Genomic DNA, 17,621 nt, shown 5'->3' with positions numbered 1-17,621 from the left:
ATACCCACCATAGATGACAGCCACCTCAGATAAACAAAGGTAACAACTTTTTTTATCAATACAGGCTCAATCTCTGTACTTTATTTTAGCTCTCTCATCACACTTTTCTTGTAAAGAAAACCAAATAGTAATGTGATCCAAAATGATGTCATGGCGTAGACAAGAGAAGGTCTCAACATAGCCTGACTTTGGAGCAGAGTCCCGGAGATAAGCATCGCAAGTGAACTATTTTGTACAGCGATCTCGATAGCTGCTGTGAGACGAAGGTCTTTGCCAAGACGAGTGATAGAAGAAAGTAATACGGCCGCAACAAATCCTACCATATTGAAGAGCACCGCGAGTGGAAATAATATGACCATCTCACTCCTTTCCAAAGCTGCCCCGCCGTGAGATTCTCCGGCAAAAAACTTGACACCAAAGACAAAGGCAAGTAACAAAAGTACCACCAACTTCAGAGGGACTTGCAACCTCAGACTGAGCTGTGATCTCATTTTACGTACAATCATACCAAGCACCACGGGCACAATCGTGAGTAGAAATATATGTGACATCATCTCTCCCATGGGCATCACGACCTCCATGTCCGGCATATGAAAAAAGTGAAGAGCAAGTGAAATCACAGCAGGTATAGTGAATAAAGAAATAATACTGTTGAGTACAGTAAGAGAGAGAGACATCGCCACATTGCCCCTAAGAAGATACGTAATGATACCCGATGTAGTGCCTCCCGGACATGCAGAAAGGAGAATAAATCCGACCTTAAAGGCACTCGATATGGGTAAGAAGGTCACAAACAGAAAGACGACAAGAGGAAGCATGACAATCTGACCCAATAAACCCACCAAAATAGGTTTGGGATGGAACACCAAGTCCAAATAGTCCTGACGAGTAAGGGAAAGCCCAAGGACAAACATGACGAGCCCCACTACCCCGGACAACAAAAGATCTATCAGATTGGTCATTATTTCAGTTGCTTATTCACACACCCTATCTACTCTCTCAGCACAAAGATAGCGATATTATCATACCAAGTCTCAGACAACCACTTCTAATATCCACCTCCCTCAATGTACACCCCGAAAAACAATCAAATGAAAGATATGCACCTCTAAAAATTGATATGGCTAACGTGGTAAATCAATGTGGCTAACCTAATAAATTAAGATGCCTACCTTAACAAATCAAGATGCCTAACCTAATAAGTCGATGTGACAACCTTGAAAATCATCTTTGCCATCCCCCTTTCAACACCATCGGATGGGAAAGATTGCCAGCAGCATAAAATTGTAGCTCTCTGTGAACAAGAATACCCAAAAATAAAGAGACCCCAATCCCATAGATAGATTGAGGCCTCTTGAATCTTTGCGAACACAAGGCTATTCGAACTCACATCGTATAGAGCCTATCCTAAAAGACAGACGGAGCTTGTATATGGTATTAGGATTGATAGTGTAGTCCTTCTGTCCATTTTTGGTATTATAGAGAGGGACTTCGTACCTCTCTTCATCACCGGTAGTCTTGTGTTTAAATACGAGAATCAATTTTGTTGTATTCCGTGTATCAGTCTGAGGATCGCTGCCTGTGCTCCATGGTGGGATATAGTAGTTGAAAAGTTCGGTCTCCTCCAACCTCTCCGTAAACCCTTGTTCATTGAGTTTCTTCAATAGAGGGAACTTATCCTTCATCAGTCCATTGTTCGGCTTTACGCTATAGCCCGGCGAAGGTGCAGTCGGCAATGGCAATATACCGTGAGTATACCACGCAGTTCGCATTCCGACAGCCATTGGAGGTAAGTACCATGGTCTCAAAAAAGACTTATACAACTTGGAAGAGACAACTACGACCTCGTGAAGACGATAATCTCTTGTCTGGACGACTTCCTCAGATTGATTATTGAGGTTGTCTATTGTCACCACCAATTTAGAAAGTACGCGAGTAAGAGATATCGGTACGACAAAAGGTTCGCGTTTGGAAGTATAGTCTTTGGGGACGATAAAGTTCAAGTTGACATAATTGGCGTTTAGCCCGTTTGTCTCCGGATCCCTATCATGAGCAGGACGGTCATTGACAAAGTGTGTGGAACTTGCCGAGGCTGCAAAGAAACCTCTCTTCATCCCCAACACCGGTGTCATACCCTCTATATACATGTCACCAAAACCGATGGCTGTATGATCATTATGGAAACGAAACTGGTAGGTATTGGCCGAAATCACGAGGGTATAACGACCGGGTTTCACCAACTTCACGGGTGTCCTATATAAGCCATTCAACTGCTCATAAGGGCCGGTAAGCTGATTTTCCGGATCTGCCGCATCCCTGGAGAATTGGAAGATATACTTCAATTCGTCGTCAGAGTTGTCAAAAAGGAAAACCCATAGTTTCTTGATATCATTTTCGTTCTCCGTACCTTCTACTTCACCATATTCGATATCACGATCAGTGATAGTTCCACGTAAATGAGATGACTGAGATGCGCTATAATTATTCATCTTTATCGCAAATGACAATTCCACATTGTCAGCCGCCACTTTACTACCGTGGACATCCATCTCATCTGCCCGTTTGCACGAAAAGACAAGACTCAGAACTATTGTCACAGACAACACATGTATGAAAAACTTATTCATTGTATACGTTATAAATGTTTATCTACATAACGTCATATCAACGCAGGATGACACCACGATAAATGAAGTTCCACTGATTGAGAGAAACCATGATGGACTGATGGGTCAAAATCTGAAGTTTGAGATTTAGATCATAAACACATTCAAGATTGATCGTCACACCATTTTGCTTCTCTATGCCACGGAGGATGTCTTCAAGGCGAATCTTCATAAGCTCTCGCCCTGTATCCATCTCTCGAATATGTATCATTGTCTTTCCATCCCTAATCAACTTAAGGGTATTCAGAGAGACCTGTATCCTGCCATCGTAGGACTCTGCACTCCGAGTGTAAATTACAGGTACACCAATAGACTTCCCATAAAAATCATATGCGCCATTATCATCACTAAGCTCAACAACATACTTTTTCTGAGCCAAAAGGCCTGCAACTTCCATACTGAAGCGGTATGTATATGGCAACATATTTATCGAGAAAAGATCAATCAATGTCCCCAGATCCGAACGATCTATAACCTTATGATCCTTCAATACTCCATAGAATAGAGATGATAAGTCGGTCGTAATAGGACTATCAGCCTTTATGAATGCACACGAGGCTTCGTCCGTCTTAGCATACGGGGCTCCAGCAGTCATCCCCCAGAAGGCAAAAGTATATGTTCCCGGTCTCGAAAAAGGAAGAGTAATCCTATAATCAGGGGTGATATTAATTCCTTTCTGATCAAACTTTGCGACAAGATTTCCCTTGGTATCATAAACTTGAACCAAGAGGTCTCTCATTCCATCGAGCGACAAAACATCTCCACAAGGAGTCTTGGATACAAACTTGAAGTCCATCCCTTGAGGACATTCACTAAGATCATCATATATACACTTATCACATGACTGCGAAAAGAGTAAAAAGACACATAGAAAGAATAACTGTAATATTTTTATAGTTTTCACTTCGAGATCAGTTATTTAGCCCGAACTATCTAATCAAAATAGTTTCAAGGTAAAAGTGATTTGCACCTTAAAGAGAGGGTGCAAAGGGCTGAAAAAGACACACAGCCACATTGCATTCTCTTTAGTATTTATTCATCGCCTTGCTTAGAAGGTATACGGATGAGAAGTGTCCTTTTCAATTGAGGATCACCTTACGAGAGACGAGATTCCATTTCAAAATCTTAGCCTCTACACGCATATAGGTGTCTTGCTTTTCAATATCAGGATTGTCAGGCGTTGTAGGTTCTTCACCATCTGCAGGCTTCGGCAAATATGGGTCACCGGGATCGGAAGAGTCCCAAGGCATACCGATAGTCTGGAAGCCCTTGATCTCGATCAGATAGACATTGTTTCTACGTGTATCTGCATTAGTCACATTGACAGCCCCCTGATTATCTGCAACAAACTGGCGATTCCATAATGCGCGATATGCACACTTACCATCCTTGTAAGTATACGCTTTCTGATCAGGAGCGATAGCACTCTTCTTTGCAGCCTCCTTAGTTTCGTAGAACAGTCCATCCTTTTCGCCCTGATAGAAAGTAGCTCCAGCAACCCCGGATTTGCTCTTTATTACAGTTCCATCCAAGTAATAAAGGACTTTTGGAATGAACTCAGCATAAACCTTCGCATAAGCCATACGATAGAAGCCATAATCCTTGTTTTCCTTCGTCCAAGAAGTTGCCTTTTCAACAGAGTTTTCAAGGAAATAGATCCCTCGAGCAGCCTTCGCACCTACTGCATTGTCAGCAACATTTACTGCTGCATAGCCTCCAAGATTAGGGTTAATATTACCAAGACGAATAAGCTTGTCAACGACTCCTGCAGGATCTTGAGCATTCTTATACTCTACATAATTATGAAGAGCAGACTCATAGTTGTCATAGAGTTGATCAGCACCCATAGTACGATCGCCGGCATGCTCGGTAAAAAGATATGTCTCTACCGCACCATTGACTGCAGTATAAGTCAGTTTAGTTAGATCAATCGTTCCTCTGCCATCTACTGTTTCAGCGTTGAGAGCATCAGCCTTTGCCACGAGTCCTTGAGCAACGACTCGCTCAACATCAAACGTAAACACATTGGAATTTTCATCGGTACCAGTTTCAGCAGTAGCTTTGGTAACACCTTCCTTAACCAACTTATCAATAGATCCGGAAGTCATGACAAATTCTCCATCGGTCGAGAGAGCTTTCAAGTCTTCGGCCGGAGCTGTCTTTGAGCCAAACTTACGATCTTTCACATCAGCGATGGTGACACCGGAAATAATGTTACCGTTTACATCATTCAAGAGCAGCGCCATAAAATGCTGCCCGGGCTCTGTCACCCATGGTTCCACCGTAAAAGTACCTGGAACTGCAGGGATAGGTGCAAATTGACCAGGACCTAACGAAGCTGCATAATCCCACATCATCGGTTTGACCGAAGACAAAAGGTGCATCTTCTTGAGTCCATTCTCCCCAGTACGTCCATCATAGTCAGCTTCACTATCAACGACATTTCTCAGATCTGAGATTTTATTCTTGACAAATAAGCCGGCATAAGTGGACTCCTTACTATCAGGACCCACTCCTCCTTTGTTGTAACCATCTTTACATGCAAAAAGACCGAGTGCAATCGCACCGATCAATAGAAATCTTGACGCTTTCATAATTTAATGATTTCCTCTTTAAAGATTAACACTCAAAAACACCCCCTAAATTTAATAACTAACAGCAAATAAAAAAGATAGCACGTGTTTTCCTTTGATTTCCAACTTCACAAAACCTTAATAAGGTTGCTTAAATATATGCATTATTTACACAACTGAAAAGCAATTGATGTTAAAAAATAAAATCACCATTTAATTCTCTTATTGAAGAGATTATATCGTTTTCATTAAACCACATACACAGGCATGATCAATGGTGGCCTTGACAACCTTATCGTACGTGAAGAATATTATATCTTAAATAAAAAGGCGCACCAGAGAATTCTCTGATGCGCCCAAAATTCGCTCTAAATAAGAGAGCAAAACGTATTATAATCCGCGAGACTTAAGGAAGCCTTTAGCATCCGGTTGCTCAAGCCCTGTGAAGTCTGTGAAGATTTGTTCGAGAGGTAGGGTATTACCTTTAGAAATGATCTTATCACGGTATGCCTGTCCCAATTCAGCATTGACTCCTCCACCCTTTGTGAAGACTTCTCCTACATTGACAGCAAGAACTTCAGACCATAGGTATGAGTAATAACCGGCCGCATAACCACCACCCCATACGTGACGGAAGTACGTAGGATTGTAACGTGGAGGGATCTGAGGGTTGAGAAGTCTCATTTCCTTCAATAGGTTTTCCTGGAATTCAGGAGCAGCATCAGCTGCAGGAACCTGATCTGCCGTGAGCATGTGCCATCCTAGATCTGACGATGTGGAAGCAAGATTTTCACCAAGAGCATAAGCGGCATGGAAATTGACAAACTTCAACATATTTTCCTTCAATTCCTTTGGCATAGGCTCGTTAGTCTCATAGTGCTTCACGTAGTTGTCAAAGATCTCAGGTTGTGAAGCCCAATACTCGTAGAACTGAGAAGGCAACTCAACAAAGTCTCTCGCAACTGAAGTCCCCGAAAGTGTATTGTATTTACAGTCTGAAACAATTCCATGAAGAGCATGACCAAACTCATGGAACATGGTAGTAGTTTCATCCCAATTGATCAAGCAAGGCTGCCCTTCAGCAGGCTTAGCGACATTGCAAACATTGTAGATGATAGGAGTAGCTCCAAAGTAGTGAGACTGCTTTTGGAACGCACCCATCCATGCACCTCCTTGTTTTGTAGGACGACGGAACATATCTACATAGAACAAAGCCATGATATGACCATCCTTATCATGCACATTGTATACCTTGACATCAGGATGATAGACAGGGATATCCGTGCGTTCACTAAATGAGAGACCATAAACTCTCTCTGCCGCATAGAACACACCCTTGATAAGCACAGTATCCATATTGAAATATGGACGCACCTGATCATCAGAAATATTAAACATCTCCTGCTTCATCTTGCTTGAGTAGAAGAAGCGATCATATGGCTGAAGGTTAAAGTCTGAGCCTTGAGTCTTACGAGCGTATGCCTCGATCTCAGCAGTCTCTTTCTGCGCTTTTGGGAGATATTCATCAATGAGGCGATTTAGGAATCCATAGACATTCTCAGGCTTCTTAGCCATAGCATTGCTTATAGAGTACGCTGCATAATTGGGATAACCAAGGAGGGCAGCTTTCTGCGCACGAAGCTTAGCCAACTCTACGATGATACCGTAAGTATTGTTGTCTGAAGTCTCGTCTGTTCTGTGGATAGAGGCCTGATAAACCTTTTCTCTCAGCGCTCTATTCTCGAGAGATGCAAGGACAGGCTGCTGTGTGGTATTTGTAATGACTATGTAGTAAGGAGCTTTTCCTCCTGCAGACTCTGCATCTTGCTTACACTGATTGATTTGGCTTTGGCTGAGACCTGCAAGTTCTTCTTCGCTATCCACCCATACGCCCGCAGCTACAGTAGCATCAGTGACGGTGTTACCAAACTTTTGTTGGAGTTCCGCAAGCTTTGCATTGATAGCCTTAAGTTCTGCCTTCCTCTCTGCATCAAGTTCTGCCCCTTCGCGAACAAAATTATTGTAAACTTCATCAAGAAGCTTTAAATCCTCACCCGTAAGGCTTGCACGTTCGTTGTCGTAGACAGCTTTAACTCTCTTAAAGAGTTCCTCATTGAGGCTCTTCTCATTGCTCCACTCAGTAATGAGAGGGATTATCTCTTCCTCGATAGCGCGGATCTCTGAAGTCTTGTCTGCACCGGCAACCGCAAAAAAGACATTGCTCGTACGTCTTAGCACCTCTCCGGCTTTTTCAAGAGCAAGGATGGTGTTTTCAAATGTAGGAGCTTCAGTATTTGATACGATAGCATTGATCTCTTCCTTTTCGAGACGGATACCCTCTTTCATTGCAGGAAGATAATGGGTTGTCCGGATCTGACTGAAGTCTGGAGCTCCAAACTCCAATGAGCCGGCTGTCAAGAATGGATTTCCTTCAAGACCTGCATCGGTCTTTTTTGATCCACAGGCAGTTGCAATAAGTGCCATACAGATAATAGAAAATACTTTTTTTGTCATGATAAGTTAAATTACTCTTGGTTATAATAAGGAAAGGGACTTCTGCAAAGATACAAAAAAGACTATATCAGAGTAAGTCAGATCCCTGATCTGTCAAAAAAGAAGAGAGACTCTCGGATATAAACATACCACGAGAGCCTCTCGTTATTGTGAGAATTCTATCCTGGGATAGAGATTAGTCTACGTTGAGGTTTACTCTCTTGAACTCAGCGACTGTAAGAGTCTTAGACGCCCCCTTGAGTACTTGCTCTACAGTTTCCTTAGGGTTCTTGATAGACTCCTGCATCAAAAGCGTATTTTCCTTGAAGTACTTTTGGAGAGCACCTTCAGCGATACGATCGATGAGGTTTTCAGGCTTGCCTGATTGGCGAGCCTTGTCGCGAGCGATCTCCATTTCCTGATCGATGATGTTCTGAGGAACATTTTCAGGTGTCACACCCACAGGATTCATCGCTGCTACCTGCATTGCGATGTCACGAGCAAGTTGGTGCTCAAGACCTTCGTTGAAAGCAACGATGGTGGCCAACTTATTTCCCGGGTGGATATATTCCACTGTTGCAACACCCTTAACAGCTTCATAAGCGCTAAGCTCCATCTTTTCACCGGTGATACCGGAGCGGTCTGTGATGCACTCTGCAACGGTACGACCGTCAGCAAGCTTAATTGCAAGGAGAGCGTCCTTTGTTTCAGGTTTGTTGTTCATTGCAGCTTCGAGGACCTCACGAGTCATGCCCACGAAGTCTTCGTTCTTTGCGACGAAGTCTGTTTCGCAGTTGATAGCCACGACACAAGCGAAATCGCCATTGCTCTTAGCAAGCACGCAACCTTCTGTTGCCTCACGGTCCGAACGCTTTGCAGCTACTGCCTGACCTTTCTTACGGATGATTTCCATAGCCTTGTCGAAGTCGCCATTAGCTTCTTCCAAGGCCTTTTTACAGTCCATCATACCTGCGCCACTCATCTTTCTGAGGTGGCTAATATCTGCCATTGATACAGCCATAGTTGTATTCCTTTGTTTTAGGTTTGTATTTGGTCTTTTATATCTCCTTAATTTGAGAGACTTTGTAGCTCTCATGCGCCTGCTCTTTAATTTGATTAAGAGTCGTCGCCGAGCTACAAAGTCTATCTCATCGATCCGATATGTCTAAAAAACTGATCGAGATCTGATTTACTCTTCGTTGTCTTCAGACGCCTTTTGAAACTTTTCAGCTACGCGAGCATTCATTGCGTCGCTGTCTTCCTTCTTTGTGCGCTCACGACGGACACCGCCTGTACGAGCACGACGCTCACGGCGTGGTGCTGCTTCTTCGTTGTTTTCGTCGTCTTGCTTTTCGATCTTGCGCTCTGTTGCACCTTCCTTGATTGCTTCTACCATTGCACCGAGGATAACTTCGATAGCCTTAGTAGAGTCATCGTTGGCAGGGATCATGTAGTCGATGTTTGAAGGATCAGAGTTTGTATCCACGATACCGAATACCGGGATGCCAAGTCTGTTAGCCTCACGTACAGCGATGTGCTCCTTCATTACGTCGATGACGAAAAGAGCTGATGGGAGACGCTTCATGCTTGCGATCGAGCCAAGAGTTGTTTCGAGCTTAGCACGTTGACGGTTGATCTGAAGCTTTTCTCTCTTAGAGAGATTGTCGAATGTGCCATCAGAAGTCATCTTGTCGATGGTGTCCATCTTCTTGACAGCTTTACGGATAGTAGGGAAGTTGGTGAGCATACCGCCCGGCCATCTTTCTACCACATAAGGCATTGAAGCTGCTTGAGCGAGCTCAGCGACAGCTTCCTTAGCTTGCTTCTTTGTAGCAACGAAAAGGACAGTCTTGCCATTTTGAGCCATTTTCTTTAGAGCTTCTGCTGCCTCATCTATTTTGGCAACTGTTTTGTGTAGGTCAATGATGTGAATATCATTGCGCTCCATAAAGATATAAGGAGCCATTGCCGGATTCCACTTTCTTCTTAGGTGACCGAAGTGTGCACCGGCCTCAAGGAGTTGTTCAAATGTTACTCTTGACATAGTTGTTCGTTTACTTTCTGTTTGTTTTCAACCTGCGAGTAGGGGTATTTCTACACTGTCCTTCTGATAATATTTTGGGAGGACGACCCATCTTACAGATTTAGATACTAAACGTAGATTAAATAATACTGTTTTCTTTACTCTTTTCTTGGGAGAAGATGCCGAAGCATATAATACCCGATACCCCTCCAAAGGAGAAAATGTATTAACGCTTAGAGAACTGGAATCTCTTACGTGCTTTTGGTTGACCTGGTTTCTTACGCTCTACCGTACGTGGGTCGCGAGTCATGAAGCCTTGAGCACGGAGTGCTGCCTTGTCTTCTGCGTTGATCTTCACGAGGGCACGTGCGATACCGAGGCGAGCTGCTTCGCTCTGACCCTTGAAACCGCCACCTTTGAGGTTTACATAGATGTCGTACTTTTCTTCCACACCAAGTGTAGCAAGAGGTTGCTTTACGACAAACTGTAGGAGTGATGATGGGAAGTAAGCAGCAAGTTCCTTCTTGTTGATGACAATTTTACCGCTACCTTCTTTCACGTAGACACGAGCTACGGCTGCTTTTCTTCTACCTAATGCGTTGATAACTTCCATAGTTGTTTACTTAGATAGTTTTTAGTTCGACAAGTTTAGGTTGTTGTGCAGCATGCTTGTGCTCGCTACCGCCATAGACATAAAGGTTGTTGATGAGCTTGTCTCCAAGTTTGTTTTTTGGAAGCATACCCTTGACTACCTTACGGAAAAGACGGTCTACACCCTTTTGTTTCAATCTCTCTGGAGAGAATGACTTCTGACCTCCGGGATATCCCGAGAATGTCAAATACTCTCTGTCAGTCCACTTAAGACCTGTTAGGACTACTTTGTCTGCATTGATGACGATTACATTGTCGCCACAATCAACGTGTGGAGTGAAGTTTGGTTTGTTCTTGCCGCGCAAGATCTTCGCGATCTCACTGCATAGACGGCCCAAAGAAAGGTCTGTAGCATCAACTACAACCCACTCTTTTTTCACAGTTGCCTTGTTTGCAGAAATGGTCTTGTAACTTAAAGTTTCCACTTTCTATAAATAAAAATTAATGAGTTAGTAAAAAAGTGACACAAAAGCTCTCTATCTCTAACAAGAGTGGACACTCTCAACCGATGGAAGACATCAAGCTCTACTCACTTCTATTGACCTGAACATAAAATTCGGCCTACAAAGGTACACATTTATTGTCGATTAAACAAACCCGAACTTCACACCTCTCTATGTTTTTATAACCGAAACATCACAGCAAACTTGTTTTCAAGAGGACTAAAAAACATAGTTTATCGAAACCTCTGGTATAAAACCATTTATAGAAGGTCTAAAAAGGTTGTCTAACTTGAGATCAGAGGTTAGACAACCTTTAGTCTCAAGTTAGACAACCTCTGATCTCAAGTTAGACACATCGACTCGAAAGAGTGTACATTATTTTTTGCTCAGGACACCACATTGAGTATACCCCAAAGTCCGACATATAAAAAGGCCACTAAGAATAGCCCCTATTGTTATTCGCATGAAACAAGAGCCTATACACATGAACGTCTGATACAAAAACACACATATATGTATAGTAGGAGTGATGAAAAAAAGGTAATTTTGTCGCCAAGACTTTAGCCCAATGGTTAATAGGGAATATTTTCACACTATGAAACGAACAATAATATTACTCTTTGTCGTCCTCATCTGCAGGATGACAGTCTCTGCACAAGAGGACTCCACACTGCTCCGCCTCGTCCGAATGCCCCTAAAGAGCATCACGGTAGAATATCCCAACAAAACAGGCCAAATCATCAACGACGCGGCAGATGCCAAACTCACGCCATCAGAGTTACACCCCGCATTTTTTGGTTCTTTTGATTGGCACAGCAGTGTCCACAGCCATTGGATGCTGGTGCAGACGCTTTACACTCATCCTGATATTTCTCTACGCGACAGCATCGTAGGAGCACTCGACAACTCGCTTACCACACAAAAGCTACTCAAGGAAGCTGAGTATTTTGACCGCCCATTGGGTGCTGCATTTGAGCGCACATATGGATGGGCTTGGTTGCTAAAATTAGATGAGGGCCTGATAAGGCTTTCTCAGGCAGAAAACGCATCTCCGGAACTCACCAAGAAGGCGAGAAACTGGCACGACAATATGAAGCCCCTCACAACAAGTATCGTCAAACGATGGAAGGCTTACCTACCCAAGATGACTTATGCCGATCGTATCGGAACGCACTCCAACTCAGCATTTGCGCTGGGGTTTGCACTTGACTGGGCAGAACTTGTGGAAGATACGGAGTTCGCAAGTGCAATACGTGCCAAGGCTCTTGACCTCTACAGCAGAGACAAGGACATACCCGCAGAGTGGGAACCCAACGCGACTGACTTCTTCTCTCCCTCACTCACAGAGGCTGACCTTATGAGCAGAGTGCTTTCGCCCGCTGTATTTGCTCAGTGGATGAAAAACTTCCTCACCCCCCAAGGAATACGCAATCTCATCACGCCCCCTACGGTGTCCGACCTCAACGACTACCATATTGTTCACCTTGTCGGACTTTCATTTTCAAGGGCATGGTGTATGGCATCCATAGCCAAAGCTCTCCCCAACACAGACCCTATCAAGGGCGTCTTTGAGGTATCTGCCCGTAAGCACTATGATATCGGGATGGGGCAGATCTTCCGCAGCAACTATGGAGGAGATCACTGGCTCGGCACATTTTCAGCCTATGCCCGTCAGCAGATGAAAAAACTCTAATAGATATGAGGACAACTTTTCTCCCTCTCCTATCGCTATGCATGATGCTCATCCTCTATATAGGAGATGCAAAGGCAGAAACTCAGAAGAGTTCGGGACTCAATACAAGAGAGTATAGCTTGACGGGAGAATACAGTGGGGCATTGACTCGTGTTCATATGAACGAAGACAAGTCTCCTATTCATCATATCAAGTCTCAAGTAACCCGGGGTAACAAGGATACCAAAGTCAACATACACATCTCCCCATTCAAAGTAGGAGCAATGCCCGGGACTGTCAGCATAGAGGCGAAAGACATCGAAGTATCTGAGGATGGCACTTTCGCGCAAAAATGCAAGAACATAGTCAAGATCAAGATGATAGGCCTCCCTCTAAAATATGACGGCACAATCTCGGGAGCGTTTGATGGGGACACACTCAGGTATACCGTCACGGTAAAAGGTCAATTTGCATTTAAATCTTTCACCTCCATTACCACCTTTGAGGGGAGAAAACAATAAGGGTTCAGAAACAGAGCCACAGATGACCTTTCAGGACTGAGAGTCAAATAAATATAAAGGTCATCAAAGGACTTTACCCCATCACACATTGAAATATATTGTGTACTTTTGTTTCCCGTCAGAAAAACAACAACGATGAACATCAAGATAAATATTTCGGAACTCACATACATGCTCGACAGGACACCCGCAACGCACAACATCATGTTGACAGGGCGTCATGGTATAGGAAAATCAGAGATACTCACAGCTTACTTCGCCCGTAAAGGGATGAAAATCGTAACCCTTTTTCTCGGGCAAATGAGTGACCCGGGAGACCTCATAGGGCTCCCTGATAAATCCGGCGAACTCACAGTTTTTCGCCCACCCTACTGGTTTCCCATGGATGGGCACCCGATAGTACTCTTTCTCGATGAACTCAACCGAGCTCGTCCGGAAGTACTCCAGACCATCATGGATCTCGCCTTGAACCGCAAGTTGGCAGGAAGAGCTCTCCCTGTAGGCAGTCGTGTCATTGCAGCAGTAAATGAGGGAGACGAGTATCAACTGACAGACCTTGACCCGGCTTTGGTGTCAAGGTTTAATGTATTCAGATTTGAGCCTACGGTACATGAGTGGCTCGAGTGGGGAGAAGAGATCGGACTTGATGAGCGAGTGATCACTTTTATCAGAGAAAACCCTGAATGGCTGGATAAAGATCCTCAATTGGAAGAAAATCCGGACACCGGATTGGACAAGATGCCTGACCGTCGCTCATGGAAAAGGGTCTCTGATGTCATACTCGGAGTGGAAAACCTTGATCAGAGAGATATCAAACTTATTTCAAGTATTGTGGGCCACAAGGCTGCCAATGTATTCATCTCCAAGATAGGACAGATCAAGCAAGTCGATGTAGCAGATTTTCTACGCCACTTTGATGATTATGAAGAAGCTCTCCCGACATTCAAAACGCACGACTTTTCAGTAATAAACGAAGATATCTTCAAGCACATCCACATAACATATTTGGATGATGCAACAGAAGACATCATTGCGCCTAACTTATCAAAGTATATAGCATATATAGAAAGTGAGAAAAAGAACGAAGTCCTTGCAAGCTTTGCACACTTGTTCCAACAAGACAAGTATGAGCAGACACAGGAGTTCATCATGCGCAAATGTCCTCAGATAGCTCAAAAGCTATTTAGCTATACAGCCAACATCAGGTAACTATGCTTCCTGAAGTAAGACAGATCGTAGACAGGTGGTACCTATCTGAGGGAGCATTGTTTCAGACCTTTGTCTCTCACAACTTTGAGGCTAACCTTTCTATCTCCTGCCCATTCAGATGCGGTAGGGGCAAGGTCGAGTACAACCCTATGATCGTCACTTCCATGCCGATGAGGTCCATCGAACTTCATCTAAAGGCAGAAATGATACGAATCCTCCTAAAACACCCATACGAGCGCCAACCCATAGGGTGCAAGCGTAAAGCAGTGGCGATGGGAAGTAACCTTGTGCTGGCAGACAACTACGAGGACTTCACAGAGATCGGTATGTCGACACCTGAGATGTTTGATCTGGAAGCTCAAGAAAGCTTCGAATGGTATGCTCACAGAGTACAGGAGATGTACGCCAATCAGGAGCTCGACCTTGACAGCATGAGCGAAAACCCTACGGACAAAAACTCCAATTCGGACAACACAAGCGGAAATGAGGGCGAAGAGGAGAGCAATCTCTCTGAGGAAAACAAGAGTTCAAACCCTCCGGAAAATGTAGAGGAAGCCTCATCTTCGGAAGATCAAAAACGAGAGGAGAATACTCAATCTCAAGACAGAGCAACTGAAGACAGACAGTTTGAATTAGAAGAGAACAAAGCTCAAGACATTTCCGAACTCTGGGAAGAAGACCCAACAATGGGTAGCACCATTGAGGCTTTGATCGAAGAAATTCAGGCTTCCAACGAATGGGGAAGCCTTGCCGGCGCTTTTGCTCGCCACATCATCGCCAATACGCAAGCCAAAGTAGACTACCGTAAGGTATTGGCAGGGTTTAGGGCTAGTATACTATCCACAAAAAGACAGTTGACCCGCATGCGCCCCAATCGTAGGACAGGCTTTGACAACATGGGAAGTATGCGACGCTACGACACCCGGCTACTTGTCGCAGTGGATGTGAGCGCTTCGATCGGAGAGGCAAGCATCAGGCATTTTTATTCTGTGATCAATCGGTTCTTCAAATATGGCATAGAAGCCATCGACGTGGTTCAGTTTGACACAACGCTATCTGCTGTCGAATCGATAAAGAAAAAACAAATACAAGTCAAAGTGATGGGATTCGGAGGAACAAGTTTCCAGCCACTCTTTGATTATGTAGGTGGACATCCGGAGTACAACGGATTGATCATCTTTACAGATGGGGATGCTCCTATCCCTACCCTACCCAAACACATGAAGTGTAAGGTCATATGGGTCTGTAACACCCAAAGAGCCTACAACGTCAATCACAATTGGATGAAAAAGATCGGCAGGTGTTGCGCCATGGAGATTTAGGGATTTGGAGAGAATTTGACAAAAAGTCTCTCCATCTTCATCATTCGCTGCTTTTGTCCCTCACTCATCTCATAAAAAAGTCCTGACTCCAACTTTGTTAAAAATGGAGACAGCTCCCTCTCATACGTAATATATAGCTGGCCTTTTGCTCTTGATAGAGCCACATATAAAGTCAAAGCATCAAGCTCTGCAGATGTAGGGCCGTGTGGATAGATCCCATCTGAGACATTGTATATGATGACTTGATCAAACTCCTTTCCCACAGACTCTGCCACAGTCATTATGACGGCTCCTTGGGCGAGAGCAGATTTATTATCGAGATTGACATCCGACTTTTTTTTGCATTCCAAGCCATGAGCTTCACACAAGTTCCATATCCTATCCACCTCTCCTTCCGTACTCGCCAAGATCCCCACTGAGCGATCAGCATCTCCCACAAGAGCTTGTCGCACGAGAGCTGCCAGCATATCGCAATGCTCGACTTCATTGCGACATGGGACGAGCGTGGGAAGGATTTCATCCCTCCTTACGCAGATCGAAGGCTCAATACTCGACCTTGAAACAAACGCCAACTGCTCCTTCATATACGCATTAAGCATCTCGACCACAGACTTGGATGATCTATAGTTATTCCGAAGGATGAAGATACTGTCTACTTTGACCTGCTCCGAAATAGGAGCTTTATCAGCGTCCGTTGATAATCTCGAAGACTCATCTCCAAACATAACGAACGTAGAGTCCTCACACTCACTTAACCTGTTCAGAATGCAATAATGTATCTGACCCATGTCTTGCACATCATCAACAACAATCCACTTGTAGGAAGAATATTTATACGTGCGATAATCCTCTCGGAGCAAGGCGAACAAGGTCAACATCAGGAGGTCATCAATATCGACAAGATTATTTTTCTTTTTATGCTCCGTGTATTCCATCGCCAATCCACGATAACGAAGATTGGCATTACGGTGTACTTGCAAATATTCAGGAAATCCCAATTCCTTCTCTCGCATCATACAAGCACAATCTGTGATACTTTTTAATTCTTCCACACGGTACTGTATTCGAGAGAGTGTGGAAATGATTTCCAGCTGTTCGCTTGTTTTGATGACCCTGACATCGGGAGATAAAAGGGCATTATCTGCAAGGAACATCCAACAGAAATCTGCCATACTGCCAACAAAGCATCCACCCACACCGCTCATAGCTGCATCAGTGAGGCAAAGCATATCTTCGCCCTTGATATTCTCTTGCTGTAAAGCCTTTAGCACCCTCTGTCTCAAGACTTCTGTTTTACCTGTACCGGGAGCTCCGAGCACCAATGCCCGACCTCTCGTAAAGTCGATCACTTGCCTTTGTATGTCGTCCAACTGTAGTCGCATAATGAAATAGCTGCATTTACGTCTTGACAAAATTAAATAACATCATCCTAAATCACAATTCAACACGTGATCCACATCCCAATATATGGGGTATACAACCCTCGAAATTCAGGTGTCTAACTTGATGAATCAAGATGTCTAACTTGAGGCGTCAAGTTAGACAACCTTTTTGTCTTCCCCGAAAAAGTCAAAGACTGCATACCCCATGATTATTTATGAATCACTCTTTTGGTCGAAGTGAACAAGAGTCTTGAATCACGAAGTATTTCGCCTTGTATAAAAAATCCCTAACAAATAGATTAAGAGAATATTACATCTCATCTCAGTGTAACAAATAAAACAAAAACACAAAATAATCCGTAAATAAATTTGGAGTTACAAATAATATAGTTTACATTTGTGGTATAATACAAGGAAACGCAATATGGGGGAGCGGAATCCACAAGACAAAACCTGAATCCTGAGGGGGAAGAAGGGACATAATCTTCACATTTAGAAGTTTCTCCAAATTTCGTTTTTTTAGAGTTAAAAAATACACCATGGCTGTTAAGCATCCGTGCGTTGTGCTTTGGGACAAAATTTAATAAAAAGAGGAAAACGCAATATGGGGGAGCGGAATCCGAAAGACACAAGACCTAAATCCTGAGGGGGAAAGAGGGTGCATGT

Annotated in this window: 14 protein-coding genes; 4 read left to right on the top strand and 10 right to left on the bottom strand. The window is 43.8% G+C overall.

Features of this window, described 5'->3' with window-relative positions:
• Positions 1 to 80: 80 nt before the first annotated feature.
• The 9 genes from Q4A14_RS00675 to rplM form a co-directional block, all read right to left on the bottom strand.
• Entirely contained in the window at positions 81 to 962 is an 882-nt protein-coding gene (locus Q4A14_RS00675) for a bile acid:sodium symporter family protein (protein WP_303169194.1), read from the bottom strand.
• Positions 963 to 1,376: 414 nt separating this feature from the next.
• Positions 1,377 to 2,627 (bottom strand): fimbrial protein, encoded by a 1,251-nt coding sequence (locus tag Q4A14_RS00670; RefSeq protein ID WP_303169192.1) that lies wholly within the window; start codon positions 2,625 to 2,627, stop codon positions 1,377 to 1,379.
• A 37-nt stretch (positions 2,628 to 2,664) separates the two neighbouring features.
• Complete coding sequence (locus tag Q4A14_RS00665) at positions 2,665 to 3,570, bottom strand: FimB/Mfa2 family fimbrial subunit (protein ID WP_368492340.1); 906 nt, start codon at positions 3,568 to 3,570, stop codon at positions 2,665 to 2,667.
• Between the two features lie 175 nt (positions 3,571 to 3,745).
• Positions 3,746 to 5,260 carry an Mfa1 family fimbria major subunit gene (locus Q4A14_RS00660; protein ID WP_303169189.1) on the bottom strand — a complete coding sequence of 505 codons (1,515 nt, stop codon included), beginning with the start codon at positions 5,258 to 5,260 and terminating at the stop codon, positions 3,746 to 3,748.
• Between the two features lie 369 nt (positions 5,261 to 5,629).
• Positions 5,630 to 7,723: a M3 family metallopeptidase gene (locus Q4A14_RS00655; RefSeq protein ID WP_303169188.1), complete on the bottom strand. Its 2,094-nt coding sequence runs from the start codon at positions 7,721 to 7,723 to the stop codon at positions 5,630 to 5,632.
• Between the two features lie 205 nt (positions 7,724 to 7,928).
• Positions 7,929 to 8,753, bottom strand: a complete 825-nt coding sequence (gene tsf, locus Q4A14_RS00650; RefSeq protein ID WP_303169187.1) for a translation elongation factor Ts — start codon at positions 8,751 to 8,753, stop codon at positions 7,929 to 7,931.
• A 168-nt stretch (positions 8,754 to 8,921) separates the two neighbouring features.
• Positions 8,922 to 9,776, bottom strand: a complete 855-nt coding sequence (rpsB, locus tag Q4A14_RS00645) for a 30S ribosomal protein S2 (protein WP_303169186.1) — start codon at positions 9,774 to 9,776, stop codon at positions 8,922 to 8,924.
• 205 nt (positions 9,777 to 9,981) lie between these two features.
• Entirely contained in the window at positions 9,982 to 10,368 is a 387-nt protein-coding gene (rpsI, locus tag Q4A14_RS00640; protein ID WP_025839583.1) for a 30S ribosomal protein S9, read from the bottom strand.
• Between the two features lie 10 nt (positions 10,369 to 10,378).
• Positions 10,379 to 10,831 (bottom strand): 50S ribosomal protein L13, encoded by a 453-nt coding sequence (rplM, locus tag Q4A14_RS00635; RefSeq protein WP_303169183.1) that lies wholly within the window; start codon positions 10,829 to 10,831, stop codon positions 10,379 to 10,381.
• A gap of 613 nt (positions 10,832 to 11,444) precedes the next feature.
• Between rplM and Q4A14_RS00630 the strand changes: the two genes are divergently transcribed.
• The 4 genes from Q4A14_RS00630 (at position 11,445) to Q4A14_RS00615 (ending at position 15,573) form a co-directional block, all read left to right on the top strand.
• Positions 11,445 to 12,542 (top strand): DUF2891 domain-containing protein, encoded by a 1,098-nt coding sequence (locus tag Q4A14_RS00630; protein WP_303169181.1) that lies wholly within the window; start codon positions 11,445 to 11,447, stop codon positions 12,540 to 12,542.
• Positions 12,543 to 12,547: 5 nt separating this feature from the next.
• Positions 12,548 to 13,042 carry a calycin-like domain-containing protein gene (locus Q4A14_RS00625; RefSeq protein ID WP_303169179.1) on the top strand — a complete coding sequence of 165 codons (495 nt, stop codon included), beginning with the start codon at positions 12,548 to 12,550 and terminating at the stop codon, positions 13,040 to 13,042.
• 135 nt (positions 13,043 to 13,177) lie between these two features.
• Positions 13,178 to 14,251: an AAA family ATPase gene (locus Q4A14_RS00620; RefSeq protein WP_303169178.1), complete on the top strand. Its 1,074-nt coding sequence runs from the start codon at positions 13,178 to 13,180 to the stop codon at positions 14,249 to 14,251.
• A gap of 2 nt (positions 14,252 to 14,253) precedes the next feature.
• Entirely contained in the window at positions 14,254 to 15,573 is a 1,320-nt protein-coding gene (locus Q4A14_RS00615) for a VWA-like domain-containing protein (protein WP_303169177.1), read from the top strand.
• On the opposite strand, the gene Q4A14_RS00610 is transcribed toward Q4A14_RS00615, so the two are convergent.
• Entirely contained in the window at positions 15,570 to 16,955 is a 1,386-nt protein-coding gene (locus tag Q4A14_RS00610) for a UvrD-helicase domain-containing protein (RefSeq protein ID WP_303169175.1), read from the bottom strand. The two genes, Q4A14_RS00615 and Q4A14_RS00610, sit on opposite strands and share 4 nt — an antisense overlap.
• Positions 16,956 to 17,621: the final 666 nt, after the last annotated feature.

It is taken from the genome of Porphyromonas sp., from assembly GCF_030529325.1.
Classification (GTDB): Bacteria; Bacteroidota; Bacteroidia; order Bacteroidales; family Porphyromonadaceae; genus Porphyromonas_A.
Note: the sequence above shows the minus strand (reverse complement) of the source record. Positions and strands in the feature narration are given on the sequence as shown.